The sequence below is a fragment of the Microbacterium pratiae genome, from assembly GCF_047302165.1.
Classification (GTDB): Bacteria; Actinomycetota; Actinomycetes; order Actinomycetales; family Microbacteriaceae; genus Microbacterium.
This window is the reverse complement of the sequence record NZ_CP154843.1, coordinates 1,241,765-1,261,275: the sequence shown is the minus strand read 5'-3', so window position 1 is coordinate 1,261,275 and position 19,511 is coordinate 1,241,765. Positions and strand designations below refer to the sequence as shown.

The 19,511-nt window shown below is 70.1% G+C and carries 16 protein-coding genes; 2 read left to right on the top strand and 14 right to left on the bottom strand.

Annotated features, from left to right (window positions below; all coding sequences use genetic code 11):
* Positions 1 to 4: 4 nt before the first annotated feature.
* The 12 genes from AA0Y20_RS05810 to AA0Y20_RS05755 form a co-directional block, all read right to left on the bottom strand.
* Entirely contained in the window at positions 5 to 892 is an 888-nt protein-coding gene (locus AA0Y20_RS05810; protein ID WP_412938020.1) for a sugar phosphate isomerase/epimerase family protein, read from the bottom strand.
* Positions 889 to 2,091, bottom strand: a complete 1,203-nt coding sequence (locus tag AA0Y20_RS05805) for a dihydrodipicolinate synthase family protein (RefSeq protein ID WP_412938018.1) — start codon at positions 2,089 to 2,091, stop codon at positions 889 to 891. Before AA0Y20_RS05805 ends, AA0Y20_RS05810 begins: the two co-directional genes overlap by 4 nt.
* Before the next feature lie 10 nt (positions 2,092 to 2,101).
* The gene (locus AA0Y20_RS05800) at positions 2,102 to 3,226 is read right to left on the bottom strand and encodes a Gfo/Idh/MocA family protein (protein ID WP_412939713.1); all 1,125 of its coding nucleotides are present in this window, start codon (positions 3,224 to 3,226) and stop codon (positions 2,102 to 2,104) included.
* 183 nt (positions 3,227 to 3,409) lie between these two features.
* Positions 3,410 to 4,933 (bottom strand): alpha-N-arabinofuranosidase, encoded by a 1,524-nt coding sequence (locus AA0Y20_RS05795; RefSeq protein ID WP_412938017.1) that lies wholly within the window; start codon positions 4,931 to 4,933, stop codon positions 3,410 to 3,412.
* A 66-nt stretch (positions 4,934 to 4,999) separates the two neighbouring features.
* On the bottom strand, positions 5,000 to 6,280 hold the full coding sequence (locus AA0Y20_RS05790) for an ABC transporter substrate-binding protein (protein ID WP_412938015.1): 1,281 nt from the start codon (positions 6,278 to 6,280) through the stop codon (positions 5,000 to 5,002).
* 56 nt (positions 6,281 to 6,336) lie between these two features.
* Positions 6,337 to 7,005: a hypothetical protein gene (locus AA0Y20_RS05785; protein ID WP_412938014.1), complete on the bottom strand. Its 669-nt coding sequence runs from the start codon at positions 7,003 to 7,005 to the stop codon at positions 6,337 to 6,339.
* A gap of 2 nt (positions 7,006 to 7,007) precedes the next feature.
* A complete protein-coding gene (locus tag AA0Y20_RS05780; RefSeq protein WP_412938012.1) occupies positions 7,008 to 7,934 on the bottom strand; it encodes a carbohydrate ABC transporter permease in 927 nt (308 codons plus the stop codon).
* A complete protein-coding gene (locus AA0Y20_RS05775) occupies positions 7,931 to 8,923 on the bottom strand; it encodes a carbohydrate ABC transporter permease (protein WP_412938009.1) in 993 nt (330 codons plus the stop codon). The genes AA0Y20_RS05780 and AA0Y20_RS05775 overlap by 4 nt, the downstream gene beginning before the upstream one ends.
* Positions 8,924 to 8,990: 67 nt before the next feature.
* Positions 8,991 to 10,289: an ABC transporter substrate-binding protein gene (locus AA0Y20_RS05770; protein ID WP_412938007.1), complete on the bottom strand. Its 1,299-nt coding sequence runs from the start codon at positions 10,287 to 10,289 to the stop codon at positions 8,991 to 8,993.
* A 183-nt stretch (positions 10,290 to 10,472) separates the two neighbouring features.
* The gene (locus AA0Y20_RS05765) at positions 10,473 to 11,453 is read right to left on the bottom strand and encodes a hypothetical protein (RefSeq protein ID WP_412938005.1); all 981 of its coding nucleotides are present in this window, start codon (positions 11,451 to 11,453) and stop codon (positions 10,473 to 10,475) included.
* 128 nt (positions 11,454 to 11,581) lie between these two features.
* On the bottom strand, positions 11,582 to 13,348 hold the full coding sequence (locus tag AA0Y20_RS05760; protein ID WP_412938004.1) for an ABC transporter ATP-binding protein: 1,767 nt from the start codon (positions 13,346 to 13,348) through the stop codon (positions 11,582 to 11,584).
* A gap of 49 nt (positions 13,349 to 13,397) precedes the next feature.
* Positions 13,398 to 14,144, bottom strand: a complete 747-nt coding sequence (locus tag AA0Y20_RS05755) for a hypothetical protein (protein ID WP_412938002.1) — start codon at positions 14,142 to 14,144, stop codon at positions 13,398 to 13,400.
* 226 nt (positions 14,145 to 14,370) lie between these two features.
* Between AA0Y20_RS05755 and AA0Y20_RS05750 the strand changes: the two genes are divergently transcribed.
* Positions 14,371 to 16,329, top strand: a complete 1,959-nt coding sequence (locus AA0Y20_RS05750) for a DUF6807 family protein (protein ID WP_412938000.1) — start codon at positions 14,371 to 14,373, stop codon at positions 16,327 to 16,329.
* 37 nt (positions 16,330 to 16,366) lie between these two features.
* Here AA0Y20_RS05750 and AA0Y20_RS05745 read toward each other — a convergent pair whose 3' ends face one another.
* A complete protein-coding gene (locus AA0Y20_RS05745) occupies positions 16,367 to 17,284 on the bottom strand; it encodes a carbohydrate ABC transporter permease (protein ID WP_023952489.1) in 918 nt (305 codons plus the stop codon).
* Positions 17,274 to 18,206, bottom strand: coding sequence for a carbohydrate ABC transporter permease (locus AA0Y20_RS05740; protein WP_412937999.1), 933 nt, complete (start codon positions 18,204 to 18,206; stop codon positions 17,274 to 17,276). The genes AA0Y20_RS05745 and AA0Y20_RS05740 overlap by 11 nt, the downstream gene beginning before the upstream one ends.
* Positions 18,207 to 18,327: 121 nt before the next feature.
* Here AA0Y20_RS05740 and AA0Y20_RS05735 point away from each other — a divergent pair, with 121 nt between their 5' ends.
* Positions 18,328 to 19,485, top strand: coding sequence for an acetylxylan esterase (locus AA0Y20_RS05735; RefSeq protein WP_412937998.1), 1,158 nt, complete (start codon positions 18,328 to 18,330; stop codon positions 19,483 to 19,485).
* The last annotated feature ends 26 nt before the right edge of the window (positions 19,486 to 19,511 follow it).

Here is a 19,511-nt window from a genome sequence, read left to right as displayed (position 1 = left end):
GAGTCTATGCGGTGGGGGTCCGCACACCCGAGAGGTGCGGCGTCACGGCATCGCCGAACGCCTGCGCGGTCCGGCGCACGACGTCCGCGGGGGCGGCGGCCCAGATGTCGGCGTTGAAGATCTCGACCTCGATGTCGCGGTCGTATCCCGTGGCTTCGACGGCCCGCGTGAGCGATGCGAAGTCGATGACGCCGTCACCCGGGTAGTGGCGGCTGAGCAGCACGTCCGCGGGCAGCGGCGTCTTCCAGTCGCACACCTGGTAGGTCGCGATCCGGCCCTCGCGGCCGGCCCGCTCGATCGCGGGCAGCACGTCGGGGTCCCAGAAGATGTGGAACGTGTCGACCGTCGCGCCGACGACCTCGGGCTCGAAGTCGGCCGCGATGTCGAGCGCCTGCCCGAGGGTCGAGACGACGCAGCGGTCCGAGGCGAACATGGGATGCAGCGGCTCGATCGCGAGCGTCACCCCCGCCGACTTCGCGTGGGGAGCGAGCTCGCCGATCGCGTCGCGCACGCGTTCCCGCGCACCGACGATGTCGCTCGAACCCTCCGGAAGACCGCCCGCGACCAGCACGAGGATCGCCGTCGAGCCGGGAGCGCCGGCGGCGGCGAGCACGGCGGCCTCGTCGATCGCGACCCGGTTGTCGTCGATCGAGGAGCGCCGGGCGGGACCCTCCGGCATCGTGAAGAAGCCCGCCCGGCAGTGTGTGGTGAACCGCAGGCCCGAGTCCGTCAGCATGGCGGCGGCCGTCGCCAGACCGACCTCCTGGACGGGCTCGCGCCACAGCCCGATCGCCTCGATCCCGGCATCCGCGGTGACCCGCAGTGCGGTGGCGAGATCGGCGTACTTGATCGTGGCCTGGTTGATCGACAGACGCGGGTCGACGACGCTCATGCCTCGACTCCGTTCAGCCGCAGCATCGCGTGCCAGCGGTCGGCAGCGAGCTCCGGCTGCTCCAGGGCGTGCGATGCGTTCGCGAGCTCGACGATGCGCGAGAGGTGCGGCAGGCTCCGTGCCGAGTGCAGTCCGCCGACCATCTGGAACGCTGCCTGGTGGCCGTTGAGCCACGACAGGAAGGCCACGCCGGTCTTGTAGTAGAACGTGGGCGCGGCGAAGATCTGCCGGCTGAGCTCTTCCGTGGGTCCGAGGATCGCGAGGTAGCGATCGGCGTCGCCCGCATCCAGCGCCTGGATCGCCGCGGAGGCGACGGGCGTGATGGCCGCGAACGCGCCGAGCAGCGCGTCCGAGTGCTGCCGCGTCGAGGCCGGGTCGCGCTCGGGCTGGGTCGCCTCCGGCACGTCGGCGCCCCCGATGAGGCCGACGTAGTTGAAGTCGTCGCCCGTGAACATCCGCACGCCCTCGGGCAGGCGCTCGCGCACCGACACCTCCGACGACGCGTCGAGCAGGCTCATCTTCACGCCCGCGACCTTGTCGGCGTTGTCACCGATGATCTCGACGAGGACGTCGGATGCCGCGCGCCAGTCGGACGACCCGAAGTAGCCCGCGAGGCTGGGGTCGAAGGCGGTGCCGAGCCAGTGCAGGACGACGGGGCCGGATGCCGCGGCGAGCACCTCGCGGTACACCCGGCGGTAGTCGTCGGCCGACGACGCCGCCCGGGCGAGGTGCCGCGACGCCATGAGCACCGGACCCGCACCCTGGTCCTCCGTGAACGCGAGTTGGCTCTTGTAGGCGTCGATGACCTGATCGAGCGGGATGTGCTCGTCGTCGACGTGGTCGGTGTTGACGCCCACGACGACAGAGCCGCCCTCCTCGCGCGCGACCTCGGCGGATCGCGCGATGAGCTCGCGCGTCGCGGCGGCATCGAGACCCATGTTCCGCTGCGCGGTGTCCATCGCGTCCGCGATGCCGAGACCCCAGGAGTACACGGCGCGGCGGAAGCCGAGCGTGGCGTCCCAATCGATCTGCGCCGGCTGGCCCGGCGTGTTGTCCGCCGAGACGACGGGAACGACGTGGGCCGCCGCATACGCGACCCGGCTGCGCAGCGCGCTCGTCGGCCGGGCGAAGCCGGGCGCATCGTTCAGCGATGCGGCGGTGACAGCGCCGTCGGCGCCGAGGAGGGTGAGATCGGTCATCGTGCGTCGCTCAGATGCTCAGGGTCGGCAGCTCGACCTTGCGGCCCTCGCGGCTCGACTGCAAGCCTGCCTCGGCGAGCTGCACGCCCCGCGCACCGGCGAGGAGGTCGAACTCATACGGGGTCTCGGTCGCGTACGAGGTGAGGAACTCCTCCCACTGCTGGCGGAAGCCGTTGAGGAAGACGTCGTTGGTGGGCACGTTCTGCCAGTCGGCGTCGTAGTCGTGCGTGTCTTCGAGGTCGGGGTTCCACACCGGCTTCGGGGTGGCGTTGCGCGGCTGGATCTTCGCGCCGAAGAGGCCGACGACGGCCGAGCCGTGCGTGCCGTCGACGTGGAACTCGACGAGCTCGTCGCGATTCACGCGCACGGTCCACGACGAGTTGATCTGCGCGACGACGCCGCCCTCGAGCTCGAAGACGCCGTAGGCGGCATCCTCCGCGGTGGCGGTGTAGTGCTCGCCGTTCTCGTCCCAGCGGTCGGCGATGTGCACGGCGGCCTGCGCGTAGACCGTCTTGACCTCGCCGAACAGGTTCTCGAGCACGTAGTTCCAGTGCGGGAACATGTCGACGATGATGCCGCCGCCGTCTTCGGCCCGGTAGTTCCAGCTCGGCCGCTGCGCGGGCTGCCAGTCGCCCTCGAACACCCAGTAGCCGAACTCGCCGCGCACCGACAGGATGCGGCCGAAGAAGCCCGAGTCGATCAGGCGCTTGAGCTTCTGCAGGCCCGGGAGGTAGAGCTTGTCGTGCACGACACCGGTCTTCACGCCGGCCTCGGCGGCGAGCTTCGCGAGCTCGAGCGCCTCGTCGACGGACTCGGCGGTCGGCTTCTCGGTGTAGATCGTCTTGCCGGCGGCGATCGCCTTGCGCAGCGCCGACGCACGGGCCTTCGTGACGAGGAAGTCGGCGTAGATCTCCCAGCGCGGGTCGGCGAGGGCGGCGTCGAGGTCGGTCGTGTAGTCCTCGATGCCGTGCTGGGCCGCGAGGTCGGCGAGCTTCGCCTCGCTGCGTCCGACCAGGAGCGGCTTCACGGTGACCTTCGTGCCGTCGGGCAGCTCGATGCCGCCCTGGTCGCGGATCGCGAGGATCGAGCGGACGAGGTGCTGGCGGTAGCCCATCCGGCCCGAGACGCCGTTCATGATGATGCCGATCTCGCGGACCTGCGGGGCGGTCGCCGTCTCCGGCGCGGGGCTGAGGGTGGTCGTCTCTGACACGGGCGTTCCTTTGCTTCGTCCGCTCACCGGTGAGATGGTAAGCGCTTTCCCATACTGTAGATGGCTGTCGTCCGCGGGCGCAAGCCTGCGCGCGGACGCGGCAGCAGCTCAGCCGAGCCGGATGGCCGCCCACGAGATCGGGGGCAAGGACAGCGAGAGGATGCCGTCCTCGACCGCGATTCCCGGCACCGGCACCACACCGACCCGGTCGGGGTCATCGAGGGTGTTCGCGGCATAACGGTCGTCGTCGTGCAGCAGGTGCGACTCGACGATCGACACCGCTGCACCGCGCGCGGTCCCGAGGGCCGACACGTCGATGCGCAGCTGCTCCGCGTCGGCCGTCGATCGGTTCACGATGAACAGCGACGCGCCGCCCTCATCGAGCGTGGCCACCGCGTTGACGTTCGAAACGGTACCGAAGCGCTCGCTCTCGAACGAACCCGACGCAACGGGCACCGACACGGCTCTCTCCCCCGCGAGACGCGACGTGAGCGAGAAGGGGAAGAACGTCGTCTGCCGCCATGCCGGGCCGCCGGGCTCGGTCATGACCGGGGCGATGACGTTGACGAGCTGCGCGAGCGACGCCGACCGCACGCGGTCGCTGTGCTGAAGGAGCGTGATGAGCAGGTCACCGAAGACGACGGCATCCAACGCGTGGTACTGGTCTTCGAGCAGCCGCGGCGCGACCGGCCAGCCCGGCTCGCGCGGCTTGTCGTCCTGGCCTCCCTCGTCGTTGTGGAGGTACCAGACGTTCCACTCGTCGAAGGAGATCATGATGCGCTTGTCGCTCTTCTTCGTCGCCGCGACCGCGTCGGCGATCGCCACCACCGAGGCGATGAATCGTGACATGTCGACGCCCGACGCGAGGAACTCCTGCGCGTTGCCGAAGCGCTCCTGGTAGTAGGAGTGGCACGAGATGAAGTCGACGTCGTCGAAGGTGTGCTCGAGCACCGTGCGCTCCCACGACCCGAAGGTCGGCATCCCGCTGCCCGACGACCCGCACACGACGAGCTCGACGTCGGGGTCGAGCATCCGCATGGCCTTCGCGGTGCGCGATGCGAGCTTGCCGTAGTCGTCGGCGTTGCGGTGCCCCAGCTGCCAGGGGCCGTCCATCTCGTTGCCGAGACACCACATCCGCACCCCGAATGGGTCGGGTCGGCCGTTCGCGACGCGCTGTCGGGTCCACGCGGTGTCGGCGTCCGAGTTGACGTACTCGAGCAGGTCGATCGCTTCCTGCGTCCCCCGTGTGCCGAGGTTGACGGCGAGCATCAGGTCGCTTCCGACGAGCTCGAGCCACCGAGCGAACTCGTGGAGGCCCACCTCGTTGGTCTCCGTGGAGTGCCACGCGAGATCGAGACGGCGCGGGCGCGCCTCGCGCGGACCGACTCCGTCCTCCCACCGATACCCCGAGACGAAGTTGCCGCCGGGGTAGCGGATGGTCGACACCCCGAGCTCACGGACGAGCTCGACGACATCCGATCGGAAGCCGTCGGCGTCGGCCGCCGGATGACCGGGTTCGTGGATGCCGTCGTAGATGTGGCGGCCGAGATGCTCGACGAAGCCACCGAAGATGCGGCGGTCGATGCGGGAGATCTCGAAACGGGGGTCGATGGCGGCGTTCGTCGGCGTCATGTCTTTCCTTGAGTCAGCGGGGATGCCGCGCTTCCGCGCGCGACATCCCCGACGTGGCGGTCTACCTCAGCCGAGCACGACCTCGGCTTCGGAGAAGAACTGGTCGACAGCCTGGTCCACCGAGGTGGTTCCGAGCCCCAGCGACTTGCCGAGCTCCCAGAACGTCTGCTCGAGCGAGCCGTACCCGGCGACCGGCACGGGCGGCGCGTCGCCGATGCGGTCGGCCGCCGACTCGATGTAGTCCGCGACCTGCTTGTCCGGTCCCTCGAGGGTCGCGCCGGCGAGCTTCGAGGTCGAGGCCGGGAAGCCGAGCGTGGTCCCGAAGATCTCGCCCGCCGCCTCCGAGTTCACCACGAAGTCGAGGAACAGGGCCGCGGCCTGCGGGTGCTCGGTCTTCGCCGAGATCGCGACCTGCAGGCCGGCCTGACGGTAGAGGTCCTTCGAACCCGCCTTCGCCGTCGGCGGCGCGACGATCGAGATCGACGAGGCGCCCGAGTCGGCGAGGTAGCCGCCGAGGAAGTTGCTCCAGCTCATCTCGCTGGCGGTCAGCGCGGCACCGAATCCCGACTTGGGCGACAGCTCCTCGAGCCGCTGCTGCGGCACGGCGACCCCGTCGCGCAGCCCGGCGCCGCTCTCCCAGAACTCGCGCAGCTGGTCTTCGGTGAACCCGAGCTGGCCGTCGTCCGTGTAGAGGTTCCCGCCATCGGCCCGGAGCGCCAGCTCGAAGGCCTGGATGCGCTGGGTGTAGTCGGTGCCGCCGTAGACGGAGCCGCCCGTCTTCTCGGTGACCTCGGCCATCCATTCGTCGAACTCGGCGAAATCGGTGCCGCCCTCGGGTGCCGCGACCCCCGCCTGGGCGACGAGGTCGTCGTTGACGAAGTTCGCCCAGAGGCTGTAACCGGTCGGCAGCGAGTACTGCGTGCCGCCCAGAGCCCCGGTGCCAAGCAGCCCCTCGTCGAAGGTCGTCATGTCGATCTGGTCGGCGACCTCGGCGAGGTCGAGCAGGTTGCCCGACTCGCCGTACTGGCGCAGGTAGCTGTCGGAGAACTGGAAGACGTCGGGCAGTCCCCCGCCCGCGGCTTCGGTCTGCCGCTTCTCCCAGTAGCTCGGGAAGTCGGTGAAGCTGACGTTGACCGTGATGTTCGGGTATTCCTCGTTGAATGCCGCGATCAGCTCGTCGTATCGCTTCGCTCGGTCGTCGTTGCCCCAGAACGCGTAGGTCAGCGTGACCTTCTCGTCGGGATCGAACGCGGCTGCGGGAGGCGTCTGCGCGCCGCCGCATCCGGTCAGTGCCAGCGCACCGGCGGCGACGATGCCGACGGCTGCGAGCAGGCGGTTGGCCTTCATGGGAGTCCTTTCATCGGGAGCGGGCCCGGGGGGACGGGTCTCAGGTGCGACGGGTCTCAGGTGCGACGCGTGCGTGCGGGGATCGCGACGACGGCCAGCGCCGCGCATCCGATGCCGGCGACGAACAGCGGCGGCAGCGCCCAGGTGACCACGACGACGAAGCCGGCCGTGGCGAGGAGGTACAGGGTTCCGACGAGGTCGCCGCGTGCGGCATCCGGGATGGAGCGGATCGCGCCCCGCCAGCCGAGCTCGGGGCTCCAGGCACCGGCGGCGAGGAGCAGGGCGACGGCGAGGGCGGCGAGCCCCGCCCAGCCGACCGCTTCGACGACGGCGCCGCCCGGGAGGAATCCCGATCGGGCCAGGTCGATGTCGAGCAGCAGGACGAGGGTGACCACGAGGGTCACGAGCCCGACGACCGCGCCCGGCAACAGGCCCGCGCGCACGTCCGCCCAGAACAGCGACAGGCGCGAGTCGTCGGCGGCGACATATCGGCGCAGGTGCCGCACCCCGGCGGCGAGGGCACCCGGGAGCGTGACCACCGCGAGCGAGACGACGCCGATGAGGAGCCCGATCAGCAGGACCTCGCCGAGCAGGGCGAACGCCCCGGCGGCTCCGGGATGCCGCAGCTGCGGACGCGCCTCGAGGGTCGGACCGCTGCCGGACCGGTCGGCCCTCACCGCTGCGCGCTGCTCGCGCCGCGTGCGGGGACGCTCGTCGGTCGACATCGCTAGCCCTTCAGGCCCTGCGTGGCGACGCCGTCGACCAGGAACTTCTGGAAGACGATGAAGAACAGCAGGATCGGGACAAGGGCGATGAAGGATGCCGTCACCGTCGCGCCGTAGTCGCTCGACGAGGTCTGGTCGTTGTAGAGGCGCAGCGCGATCGGCAGCGGGTAGTTCTCCGGGCTCGTGAGGTAGAGCAGCGGCCCGAGGAAGTCGTTCCACGCCCAGATGAAGCTGAAGATCGCGCACGTGATGAGCGCCGGCTTGATCAGGGGCAGGATGATCGACCAGAAGATGCGGAGGTGTCCCGCGCCGTCGATCTTCGCGGCCTCGTCCATGTCACGGGGCATCTGCCGGATGAACTGGACGAGGAGGAAGACGAAGAACGCCTCGGTCGCGAGGAACTTCGGCAGCAGCAGCGGCCAGTAGGTGTCCACCATCCCGAGATTGTTGAAGATGATGTACTGCGGGATGATGACGACGTGGAACGGCAGCAGCAGCGTGCCGATCATCGCGGCGAACAGGATGCCGAGCCCCTTGAACTGCAGGCGGGCGAAGGCGTAGGCCGCGAGCGCCGACGACAGCACGGTTCCGATCACCGAGACGCCGGCGATGAGCAGCGAGTTGGCGAAGAACCGCCACATCGGGACGCCCGCGATGCCTTCGGCGACCTTGATGTAGTTCTCGATCGTCGGCGCATTCGGCAGCAGGCCCATGTTCTGGCCGAACTCGCTGTTGGGCTTGAACGTCGACAGCAGCAGCCAGACCAGCGGGTAGAGCACGACCGCGGTGATGACGATCAGCACGGCGAACCAGACGATCGTCTGCCAGGTTTTGCGCTTCACTCTGCGCCGCGCGGGCGGCATCGCCGTGGTCTGCTGCTCGGCGAAGATGGCCTCGCTCGTGAGCGGCGAGGTGGGTGACGTGGTCATCGGTTGTCTCCCGAGTAGTGCACCCACGACTTCTGGGTGCGGAAGAGGATGAGGGCGATGATGGCGACGGCGACGAGGAGCACCCACGCGATGGCGGCGGCGTAGCCCATGCGGCCGTCGGCGAAGCCGGTCTTGTAGAGGTAGACCGTGATGAAGTTCGTCATCCCGGCGGGGCCGCCGGTGCCGTTGGAGATGATGTACGCCGATCCGAACACCTGGAACGCGCCGATCAGGCCGAGCAGCAGGTTGAAGAAGATGACCGGCGAGAGCATCGGAACCGTCACGGCGCGGAATCGCCGCAGGGCGTTGGCCCCGTCCATCTCGGCCGCCTCGTACAGCTCCTTCGGGATCTGCTTGAGGCCCGCGAGGAAGATGACCATGGTCGCGCCGAACTGCCAGACGGCCAGGAGGATCATCATCGGCAGGATGAGGCCGGGGTTGCCGATCCAGCCGCCGAGATCGATGCCGAACACGTTCAAGCCGTTGTCGACGGGACCGTTCGTGGCGAACATCGCGCGCCACACGATCGCGACCGAGACCGAGGCGCCGATCAGCGACGGCGCGTAGAACGCCGAGCGGAAGAAGGCCGCGCCCTTGTCGCGGTAGTTCAGCAGCAGCGCGATCAGCAGAGCGGCGATCAGCGAGATCGGGGTGCCCACGAGCACGTAGATGAGGGTGATCTGAGCCGACTGCATGAAGCTCGGGTCATTGGTGAACAGGCGGACGTAGTTGTCGAAGCCGATCCACTTCGGGGGCGCGAAGATGTTGTAGCTCGTGAACGAGAGGTACAGCGAGTACGCCATCGGCACGAGGGTCAGCCCGAAGAAGCCGACGAGCCACGGCAGAAGGAAGCCGTACCCCGCGATGGTCTCGCGGGCCGCGCGCTTGCGGGCGCCGGGGCGATCGAGGTGCTCGGGGCGCTGCTTCCGGACGAGGCCGCGGCGCGGCGACTCCTTGGTGACGATCACCCGTGTGGCGGTAGTGGTCACGATGCTCCTGAGGATGCGGGGAGGATGGGCCGCGGGCCGGCGCCGAACGCCGGCCCGCGGGAACGGGTCATCCGTTGAGGGTGATGTCCATCTGCGAGAAGAAGCGATCGACCGCGTCGTCGACGGTGATCGTGCCGAAGGCGAGCTCCGTGCCGAGCTTGCGGAACTCCTCCTCGATCGTGCCGTAGCCGACGATCGGCACCGGCGGGGCGTCGCCGAGACGGTCGGCGATCGACTCCTCGTACTCCTTGACCTGCTGGCTCAGCGGGTCGAGGTCGGCCGCGTCGAGCGCGGTCTGCGAGGCGGGGAGGCCGCGGTTCGTGCCGAAGATCTCACCCGACTCGGGCGAGTTCACGAGGAAGTTGACGAGCGTCGCCGCCGCGGCGGGGTGCTCGGTCTTCGCCGAGATCGTGTGGAGCATCGAGGGCTTGAGGTACAGGTCCTTCGCGCCCTCCTTCGTCACGGGCGGGGCGACGAGACCGAGCTCGGTGTAGCCCTCGCCCAGGTTGCCGAGGTAGCCGCCGCCGAAGTTGTCCCAGGTGAGTTCGCTCGCCGTCAGCGCGGCGTCGAAGCCCGAGAGCGGCAGCGCCTCTTCGAGTCGCTGCTGGCCGATGACCGCGCCGCTCTCGCGGAGCTCGGCACCGTCCTCCCAGAACTCGGCGAGTCGCTCCTCGTCGAAGCCGGGCTCGCCGCTCTCGTCGAACAGCTGCGACCCCTCGGCGCGGAGCTGGAGCTCGAAGTTCTGGATGCGGCCGGTGTAGTCGGTGCCGCCCCAGTACGCGCCGCCCGAGCCGTCCGTGACGCTCGTGATCCACTCGGAGTAGTCATCCCACGAGCCACCGGCGAACTCCTCGACGCCGGCCTGCTCGATCAGCTTCGGGTTGGTGAACATGCCCCATGCGTTCGTCGACGTCGCGATGCCGTAGGTCGTGTCGCCCACGACACCGATGTCGAGGATGTTCTGCGGCAGCGCGTCGGTCTCGATGACGTCGCCGAGGTACGGCTCGAGGTCGAGCAGGAGGTTGTTCTCGGAGTACTGACGCAGGTACGAGTAGTCGAACTGCATGACATCCGGGAGTCCGCCGCCGGCCGCCTCGGTCTGACGCTTCTCCCAGAACTCGGGGAAGGTGAGGAACGTCGCGTTGACCGTGATGTTCGGGTATTCCTCGTTGAACGCGGCGATCGCCTCGTTGTAGAGCTCCGCGCGGACGTCGTTGCCCCAGAACGCGAGGTTCAGGGTGACCTTCTCGTCGGGGTCGAAGGTGGCGTCTGCGGCGGGGGTGTCGCCGCCGGCGCAGCCCGCCAGGGTGAGCGCGGCGCCGGTCGCGATGGCGACTGTGGCCAGTGCCCGCTTTCTGCTGAACATCGTTGTCCTCTCTGCCGAACGTCGTCGTCTCGGTGCGCGCGAACGTCCATTGTCCGTGTGTGCAGGTGCGCGCCGTCCCGCTTCGGGAAAGCGCTTGCCGGCAACGGTACTACGCCGTGAAACGTTTCGCAAGAAACTCGTGGCAACCGTTTCCCACCCGTGATCTCGCGGCTGTGACCGGTCTCAGCCCGTCGGTTCAGCCTCGCACAACAGCCGGCCCCCGTCGACACGCAATCGCGCCCGGTACACCGCGCACCGCCGAGCCTCGACGTCGTCGGCCGCAGCCCCGTCGCCGCCGGCCTCGGGGGTCGTGGCCGGCTGCGCGAAGAAGTAGTACCAGAGCGTGTCGGCGTCGCGGACCGGGGCGCCGTGGTGTCCGAAACCCCGGCCGGGCACGGTCCCGGCGCCGAGCACGACATCGTCGGGACCACCCTGACGCACCCACCGAACCGTGTCGTCCGAGACGAACACCCCCATGCCCCGCCATTCGTCGACGATCATCCACCACCGCCCGTCGAGCTCGAAGGCGCTGGGGCCCTCGTGCGGACGCCCGTCGATCGCGACGCCGCCGTCGGCCCACGCCTCCAGGTCGTCCGAGACGGCGACGCGCGTGATCGAGTCGGCCGCCTCGTCCTTGTACCAGAGCCGCCACGCGCCGTCGGGGCCGTGGGCGACGCCGGCGTCGATGACGCGGTCGCTCGCGAGCTCGAGCGGCCCGAGCCGCTGCCAGGAGACGAGGTCGGTCGAACGGTATTCGACGATCGTGCGGGCGTGGCCCGGCCAGCGGTCGGGAACGCCGTCGATCTCGGTCAGGTACATCCGCCAGCCGGTGCCGTCGAACACGACCTCCGGCGCCCAGTGGGTGCGGTCGACGTCGACCGGGGGCCGTCCGGCGATGAGCTGGAGCCCGGCGGCATCCGGTTCGAGCGTGCCGGCGTAAGCCCAGTCGACGCCGTCGCGCGAGCGGGCGACCCCGATGCGCGAGCCGTGCACCCAGGCGACGCCCGGGCCGGGGTCGGGGTGCGTCGCGCGGCGCTGCGTGTAGAACATCCACCAGGCGCCCGAGCCCCCGGCCCCGCCATGCGCTCCGTCGCCCCGCGCGACGACGACGACCGGATCGGTCGCCCCGTCGTACACCGGATCCCGGTAGATCTCCCTGAACATCGTTCTCCTGTCTCCTGTCTCCTGTTTCCTCCCGTCGAGTCGCCAGGAATTGCGGATGCGGGGGTGCCGGCATCCGCAATTCCTGGCGAGTCGACGGGAAGGGGGTGGGGGGGGGTGGGGGTGGGGGGTTAGGACTGGGTGGCGTGGAGGTGGGCGTAGCGGCCGGCGGCGGCCAGCAGGTCGTCGTGCGAACCCTGCTCGACGATGCGGCCGCGCTCGAGCACGACGATGCGGTCGGCCTGGCGGATGGTCGAGAGGCGATGGGCGACGACGAGGGTGGTGCGACCCCTCATCAGCCGGCCCAGCGCCTCCTTGACGAGCTCCTCCGACTCGGGATCGAGCGCCGAGGTCGCCTCGTCGAGCAACAGGATGCGGGGGTCGCGGACGAGCGCACGGGCGATCGCGAGCCGCTGGCGCTGACCTCCCGACAGACGCGCTCCCCGCTCGCCGACCACGGTGTCCCAGCCGTCGGGCTGACCGCTGACGAACTCCCACGCGTTGGCATCGCGCAGCGCCTGCTCGATGCGGTCGTCGGTGACGTCGGGCAGCCCGTAGGCGATGTTCTCGCGGATCGTGCCCTCGAACAGCACCGACTCCTGCGGCACGACCGAGACCGATCGCCGCACGGTGCGCAGGTCGAGCTCCTGCACGTCGGCCCCGTCGATCGTGAGCCGCCCGCTCGTCGCTCGCACGAACCCGAGGACGAGGTTGAGCAGCGTGGACTTTCCCGATCCCGATGAGCCGACGAACGCGTAGGTGCGACCCGCGGGGATGTGCAGGTCGATCTCGTGAAGCGCGTCATCGCTCGCCCCCGCGTAGCGGTGGCTGGCCCGCTCGAGGCGGATGTCGCCGACGACGCGGTCGACGCGGCGCTTGCCCTCGTTCTGCTCGAGGTCGGGCTCCTGCAGGACCTCGGCGATCGAGCGCACCGATTCGAGCCCGCGGGCTCCCACCGGGATGAGCATCAGCAGCTGCGTGAGCCCCTGCGTGAGCAGCGTGAAGTAGGTCGAGAGCAGCACGACCTCGCCGGGTGAGATCGGCAGGATGCCGGTGAGCGAGAAGATCGCCGCGAGCACGAGGCATCCGACGCCGAGCAGCTGCATCGCCACCCACGAGATCGACGCGACGTGGCCGTTGAGCATGTCGAGGTGAAGGCCCGCACGCCGCACCCCTTCGGCGCCGTGCGAGACGCGCGTGACCGCCGTCTCCTCCAGGCCGTGGGCGCGGGTGACCGGCATGAGCGACGCCATCTCGCCCACCCGCGCCGAGAGCACCTCGACCTCACGGCGGAAGACGGCGTTGCGCTCGCGCGAGCGGTTGCGCATGCCGTACCGGATGCCGATCGCGATCGGCACCGCAAGGGCGTAGACCGGCAGGAACTGCGGCACCGCGATCGCCGTCATCGTGAGCGCACCGATCATCACCATCGTCGCCGAGAGCAGCGGGTGGGTGACCTGCTGCAGCATGAGCTCGACGTTCTCGACGTCGCGCACGACCTTCGTCTGCACGATCGACGAGCTCACCCGGGAGTGGTAGCCGATCGACAGGCTCTGGAGCCGGGCGGCGAGCGCGTTGCGCAGGTCGGCGCCGGTGTCGCGCACGACGGTCATGAAGCTGCGCGTGTAGAGGATGTGGTTCGGGTAGTTCTGGAGCAGCAGCGCGGCCGCGACGAGGAACCAGCCGACGACCGCGGTCACCTCTCCCCCGCCCGCGACGATGTCGATGATCGCCGCGGTGATGACCGGCAGGAACCACATCGGGATCTCTTTCAGCGCGAAGGCGCCGATCGCGATGCTCATACGCGCGGGTCGACGAGCGAGCAGCCGCAGGACGGATCGGGCCGGACGAGCGCCGTCGATCAGGTCTGCGGGACGGGAAAGCGGTTTCCGGGCCACGTCACCATGCTAGGCGCACACCCGGCGCCCGCACACCCCCCGACGCGAATCAGCCCGCAGCCGCGCGCGAGATGCGGTCGACGAAGAGCTGAGTCGCCTGCGGCACGTAGTCCTCGCTCGTCGCGGGATCCCAGCCGACGAGGGCGAGCGCGTTCTGACCCGAGCGGACCGTCGCGCCGACGAGAGTGAACGGCGAGCCGCCGACGTCGCCCGTCACCCGCCAGCCCCGAACGTCGTCCGCCCCCGTCACGGCGAGCTCGAACGGCTCGACCGAGGTCGTCACCGGAACGCCCTGCATGGCGAAGAGCTCCTGGCCGTCGGCACAGCGCGCTATCGCCGCCTCGGCTTGTGCGACGAGCTCCTCGGCAGCCGAGTCATCGGCCGCCGAGGCGACGACCGCGGTCATCGAGCGATCGTTGCTCGTGCCCCACTCGACGGCGTCGCCGCTCGACTCCCACCCCGCCCCGAAGGGCGCGAGGCACGCGGCATCCGACACCGTCAGCCCAGGGTAGATCGACTCCAGCATGGCCGCGGTCGAGTCGTACTCGGCGGGACGGAACTGGATGCCGCTGAACAGGTCCGCGAGCTCACCCCGGTCGAGGGCGCCGGACGCGCCCGCCGACGGCGACGAGATCGACGGCGATGAGGGCGCGGTCGTCGCGGGGGCGGCGCTCGGAGCGTCCCCACCCTGATCGCCGGACGGCGAGCAACCCGTCAAGGCGGCGAGACCGACGGCAGCGACGACCAGGCCGGCGTGCAGTCGTGCGCGCGGGATGCGGGATGCGGGTGATGCCATGACGGTTCTCCTCGGATCGGTGTGCCCTCGACGCTAACGCGGGCCCGCCCGACGCGCGGTGGGCAGCACTCCCCATCGCCCGCCCTCGCCGACTGCCGTATGGTGTCGCCTCGCCGCCTCCGCCGGAAGCGCCGTAACACGCACCGGGAACCACGCCGTCACCGCGCGGGGGATGCGCACGGGAAAGCGCTTGCTGGCATGATGGGAGCGACGTCAGGAGAATCGGATGCCACGCACCACCACCATCGCCCTCGTCGGCGTCCACGGCTACGGAACCGTCCACCTCGAGAACCTCCGCCGCCTGGGCGATCGGGTGCGGCTCGTCGCTGCGGCTGACCCGCGTCCGCCGGCACCGGGCGCCCTGCCCGAGCACACCCGCGTCTTCCCCGACCTGCCGGCCCTGCTCTCGGCGACCGACGACATCGACGTCGTCATCGTCGCCACGCCGCTGCACACCCACCTCGAGCTCGCGCGCACCGTGGTGAGCCGCGGCATCGACCTGTACCTCGAGAAGCCCCCCGTCCTGACGCTCGCCGACCTGCGCGTGCTCGAGGACGCCGCCGCACAGTCGGGGGCGCGCATCCAGGTGGGCTTCCAGAGCCTCGGATCACGGGCGCTCCGAGCCTTCGCCGAAGACCGCTTCGACCTCGGTCCGGTCCGCGCCATCGGGGCCGTGGGCCTCTGGGCGCGCGACCGCGCGTACTGGGAGCGCAGCCGGTGGGCCGGACGCCGCGAGCTCGATGGCATCGCCGTCGTGGACGGCGTCACGACCAACCCTCTCGCCCACGCCACCGCGACGGCGCTCGCGATCGCCGGGACGACGGCCGTCGCCGACGTCACCCAGGTCACCGCCGATCTGTACCGCGCGAACGCCATCGAGGGCGACGACACGAGCCTGCTGCGCGTGTCGACGACGCGCGGCATCCGGGTCACCGCCGGGCTGACGCTGTGCGCGGACGAGCAGGTCGACCCCTACGTCGAGGTGCACGGGCGCCGCGGCTCCGCACGCTTCTTCTACACCGAGGACGTCGTCGAGGTCGACGGGCGGACCGAGCGCTTCGAGCGCGACGACCTCTTCGAGAACCTCCTCGACCACCGCGATGAAGGCGTCGCCCTGCTGTCGCCGCTGTCGGCGTCCGGCGCCTTCGTCGCCGTCATCGACGCCGTGGGACGCACGGCGCCACTCGAGATCGATCCCGCGTTCGTCACCCCCCGGGGCGAGGGCCCCGCGCGCCGGCTCGTCGTGGCCGGCATCGAGGACGCGATCGTCCGAGCCGTCGACGCCGAGGCGACCTTCGGCGAGCTGCACCTCCCCTGGGCGCGGCGCGCGACCCCCGAGGTCGTCCTCGCCCTGCCCCGTACCGGATCGCCGCTGGCCGAGCTCGTCGACGGCGCGGACACCGCACGCTCGTCGAGCCCGCGGCCCTACCTGCATCCGATCCGCACCCCGGGTGGCGTGGTCGTCACCGATCACCACCCCGCCGATCACGACTGGCACCTCGGCGTCAGCGTCGCGCTGCAGGATGTCGACGGCACCAACTTCTGGGGCGGCCGTACCTACACGCCGGGTGAGGACTACATCTGGCGAGACGACCACGGCCGCATCGAGATCGCTCGCGTCGAGCATCTCGCCGAGGGCGCAGCGCTCGACATGCGCTGGATCGGCCCGGACGGCGGAGTCATGGTGCGCGAGCGACGCGAGCTGCGGGTGACGCACCGAGACGACCGATCCGCCGTGATCGCACTGTCGTTCGAGCTCGCGCCGGCGGGCGATCGCACCGTGATGCTCGGCGGCCCCGGGAGCAATGGGCGCCTCGGAGGCGGCTACGGCGGGCTCGCCTGGCGGCTTCCCGCCTGTGCCGACATCGACGTGCGCACGCCGTCGGCTCGCGGCGAGGAAGCAGTGCACGGGACGGTCGCGCCGTGGCTCGCGTGGTCGGCGGCCTTCACCGATCCGACCGATGGCCGCCCCGCAGAGGCCACCGTCGCGCTGGCCCCCGCCGACGACGCCTCGGCCGCCGATCCGTGGTTCGTCCGGGTGGCGGGGTACCCCGGCATCGGCGCGGCCCTCGCCTGGGACCGCGCGGTCGCGGCATCCCCCGACGCCCCGGTCCGTCGGGCGTACCGGCTGCTCGTGGCCGACGGCCGCCTGACCGACGCGGAGGTTGGAGCGCTCCTGGCCTGAGCCGGAGCGCTCCTCGCCCGGCCTCTGCCGCCGCCGTCTACTTGATGCCGGTCGTGGCGATGCCGCGGATGAGGAAGCGCTGACCGAAGAGGAAGGCCAGGAAGACCGGCACGAGCGAGACCACCGACATCGCGAACATGCCGCCGAAGTTCGAGGCCCCCTGCGCCGACATGAACTGGCGGAGCGCGAGCGGCACGGTGAAGAGGTCGGGGTTGTTCAGGTAGATCAGCGCCCCGAAGAAGTCGTTCCACACCCAGACGAAGGTGAAGATCGCGGTCGTCGCGAGGGCCGGGGTCATCATCGGCAGCAGGATCTGCAGGAAGATTCGGGCGTGCCCGGCGCCGTCGATGCGCGCCGCCTCGTCGAGCTCGCGCGGGATGCCGCGGATGAACTGCACCATCAAGAAGATGAAGAACGCGTCGGTCGCGAGCGCTTTCGGCAGGATGAGCGGCCAGAAGGTGTTCACGAGTCCGAGCTGACTGAACATGATGTACTGCGGCACGATGACGATGTGCACGGGCAGCATGATCGTCACGAGCATGATCGCGAAGAGCGTGCGCTTGAAGTGGAAGTTCAGGCGAGCGAAGGCGTAGGCGGCCATCGTGCACGACACGAGATTGCCGATGATCGACCCCGCGACGACGACGAGCGAGTTCCACAGGTAGGTGCCGAACGAGGGCGAGAGGGCGTTCCACCCCTCGATGTAGTTGTCGACCTCGAAGGACAGCGGCCACAGGCCCGGCAGCCGGAAGATCTCATCGTTGGGCCGCAGCGAGCTGACGATCATCCACAGCAGCGGGTAGAGCATCAGAAGCGAGGTCGCGATGAGGAAGACGTGCCGCGCGAGTGCGCCCGCCCGGCTCCGCCGTCCGAGGCCCAGCTCCTCGCGCCGCCGCGCCCGCTGGCGCTCGCGGGCGTCCTTGCGGTCGGCGGTCGTGATCAGTTCAGTCGTCATAGAACACCCACAGCTTGGAGAGAGCGAAGTTCACGGCGGTGAAGCCCGCGATGATGGCCACCAGCAGCCAGGCCATGGCCGAGGCGTAGCCCATGTCGAACGCCGTGAACCCCTTCTGGTAGAGGTACAGCGTGTAGAAGAGCGTCGAGTCGGACGGTCCGCCCGAGCCGTTCGAGATGATGAACGCCTGGGTGAAGGCCTGGAACGCTCCGATCATCGACAGCACGAGGTTGAAGAAGACGATCGGGCTCAGCAGCGGCAGCGTGATCGAGAAGAACTGGCGGACGGATCCCGCGCCGTCCATCGCGGCGGCCTCGTAGTACATCACCGGGATCTGTCTCAGGCCGGCGAGGAAGATGACCATCGGCGCACCGAAGCCCCACACGCTCAGCAGGATGATCGTCGACAGCGCCGTGTCGGGGTTCGAGATCCACCCGGGACCTTCGATGCCGAAGATCGCGAGGAACTGGTTGACGAGCCCGTCGACGCCGGAGATCTGCTTCCACAGGATCGCCACCGCGACCGACGAGCCGAGCAGGGAGGGCAGGTAGAACATCGAGCGGTAGAACGCCAGCCCCCGCAGTCCCTTGTCGAGCAGCAGGGCGATGCCGAGCGCCGCACCCATGGCGAGCGGGACGCCGACGAGGACGTACACGAACGTGACGCCCAGGGATGCCGCGAGGCGCGGGTCCTGAGCCATCCGGACGTAGTTGTCGATGCCGATGAACTCGGGGGCGTTGAAAAGGTCGTACTTCGTGAACGACAGGTACAGGGATGCCGCGATCGGCAGCACGGTGACGAGTACGAGCCCGAGCAGCCAGGGAGCGAGGAAGACCATCGCCGCCTTCGTGTCGCGCGGTTTCTCCCGCGCAGCCCGCCCGGCGGGACGCCGCAGCCGGGACAGCTCGCCGATGGCGCTCATCCGGTCCTCCTCGACACATCCATCGCTTCGTCATCGAGCGATGCGGAGCGCTCAGAAAGCGCTTTCTGTGAAGATACACTATCGACGTGGACGCACAAGCGTTCCCCCGATCGGAGCCACGATGACGTCGCCTGACACCTCGCCCGCCCTCGCCCGCGACGCCGGTGCGATCGATGCTCCCCACCCCTCCGGGCCCCTGGCCGGCTATGCCGACTGGCCCGCGTACCTCGAGCGCACGACACCACATCGGACGGGCGACGAGCGCGGCGACGCGCTCGCCCGCGCCCTCGGCGTGCGGAGGCCGTCGGCCGCCGACATCCGCGTCGAACGCACCTGGTCGAACGACGGCGTCGACGGCTCGGAGCTGAGCTGGCAGCTGCCGTACGGACCGCGGACGCGGGCGTGGCTGCTGCGCCCGGCCGGCATCCGCTCGGCCCTCCCGGGCCTGCTCGCACTGCACTGCCACGGCGGAGTCCGCTCGGTCGGCGCGGAGCAGCTCGTCGAGACCGACCGCCCCCCTCACCCGACCGCCGCCCGGCTGCGACGCGACATCTACGACGGTCGAGCCCCCGCGAACGACCTCGCGCGCGACGGATTCGCGGTGCTCGCGCACGACACGTTCTCGTGGGGCAGCCGCGCGTTCGACCTGACCCGGCCGACACCGCGCCTGGCCGAGCACATCGCGGCCCGCGAGGCGCTCTGGCGCGAACGCGGCGAGGACCCCGGCGACGCCGACCGGTTCGACGCGATCTCGACGCTGCACGAGGACTCGCTCGCCAAGGCCGCCGGGATGCTCGGGTCGAGCCTCGCCGGGGCCGTCGCGAGCGACGACCTCGCGGCCCTCGACGTCCTCGCCGAGCTGCCGGGCGTCGACCCCACTCGGCTCGGCACCTTCGGGCTGTCGGGCGGCGGCGGACGGGCGGTGCTCGCGTCCGCGTTGGAGCGACGCATCTCGGCGACCGTCGTCACCTGCATGATGGCGACGTTCGCCTCGCTCGTCCCCGCCGAGATCGACACCCATTCGTGGTTGCTGCACAGCCCCGGCATCCGGTCGGCAGGAGACTGGCCCGAGCTCGCTCGACCGGAGCACGGACAGTCGGTGCTCGTGCAGTACGGCCGGCACGATCCCCTCTTCCCCGCGGCGGGGATGCAGGCGGCCGACGCGGCTCTGGCCGGGTCGGCGGGGTACGCCGGGTCGTTCCACGACGCGGGGCACGTCTCTTCGGCGGCGATGCAGGACGAGGCGCGTGCTTTCCTGGCCGATCGCCTCGGTGCCTGACGCCGCTCGAGTGCGTCGTTGACATT

Excerpts from the sequence above, each read along its gene's own strand:
- AA0Y20_RS05780 (WP_412938012.1), bottom strand. The coding sequence starts at position 7,934 with ATGACCACGTCACCCACCTCGCCGCTCACGAGCGAGGCCATCTTCGCC.
- AA0Y20_RS05810 (WP_412938020.1), bottom strand. The coding sequence starts at position 892 with ATGAGCGTCGTCGACCCGCGTCTGTCGATCAACCAGGCCACGATCAAG.
- AA0Y20_RS05785 (WP_412938014.1), bottom strand. The coding sequence starts at position 7,005 with ATGTCGACCGACGAGCGTCCCCGCACGCGGCGCGAGCAGCGCGCAGCG.
- AA0Y20_RS05800 (WP_412939713.1), bottom strand. The coding sequence starts at position 3,226 with ATGAACGGCGTCTCGGGCCGGATGGGCTACCGCCAGCACCTCGTCCGC.
- AA0Y20_RS05740 (WP_412937999.1), bottom strand. The coding sequence starts at position 18,206 with ATGAGCGCCATCGGCGAGCTGTCCCGGCTGCGGCGTCCCGCCGGGCGG.
- AA0Y20_RS05795 (WP_412938017.1), bottom strand. The coding sequence starts at position 4,933 with ATGACGCCGACGAACGCCGCCATCGACCCCCGTTTCGAGATCTCCCGC.
- AA0Y20_RS05750 (WP_412938000.1), top strand. The coding sequence starts at position 14,371 with ATGCCACGCACCACCACCATCGCCCTCGTCGGCGTCCACGGCTACGGA.
- AA0Y20_RS05805 (WP_412938018.1), bottom strand. The coding sequence starts at position 2,091 with ATGACCGATCTCACCCTCCTCGGCGCCGACGGCGCTGTCACCGCCGCA.
- AA0Y20_RS05770 (WP_412938007.1), bottom strand. The coding sequence starts at position 10,289 with ATGTTCAGCAGAAAGCGGGCACTGGCCACAGTCGCCATCGCGACCGGC.
- AA0Y20_RS05735 (WP_412937998.1), top strand. The coding sequence starts at position 18,328 with ATGACGTCGCCTGACACCTCGCCCGCCCTCGCCCGCGACGCCGGTGCG.
- AA0Y20_RS05745 (WP_023952489.1), bottom strand. The coding sequence starts at position 17,284 with ATGACGACTGAACTGATCACGACCGCCGACCGCAAGGACGCCCGCGAG.
- AA0Y20_RS05755 (WP_412938002.1), bottom strand. The coding sequence starts at position 14,144 with ATGGCATCACCCGCATCCCGCATCCCGCGCGCACGACTGCACGCCGGC.
- AA0Y20_RS05790 (WP_412938015.1), bottom strand. The coding sequence starts at position 6,280 with ATGAAGGCCAACCGCCTGCTCGCAGCCGTCGGCATCGTCGCCGCCGGT.
- AA0Y20_RS05765 (WP_412938005.1), bottom strand. The coding sequence starts at position 11,453 with ATGTTCAGGGAGATCTACCGGGATCCGGTGTACGACGGGGCGACCGAT.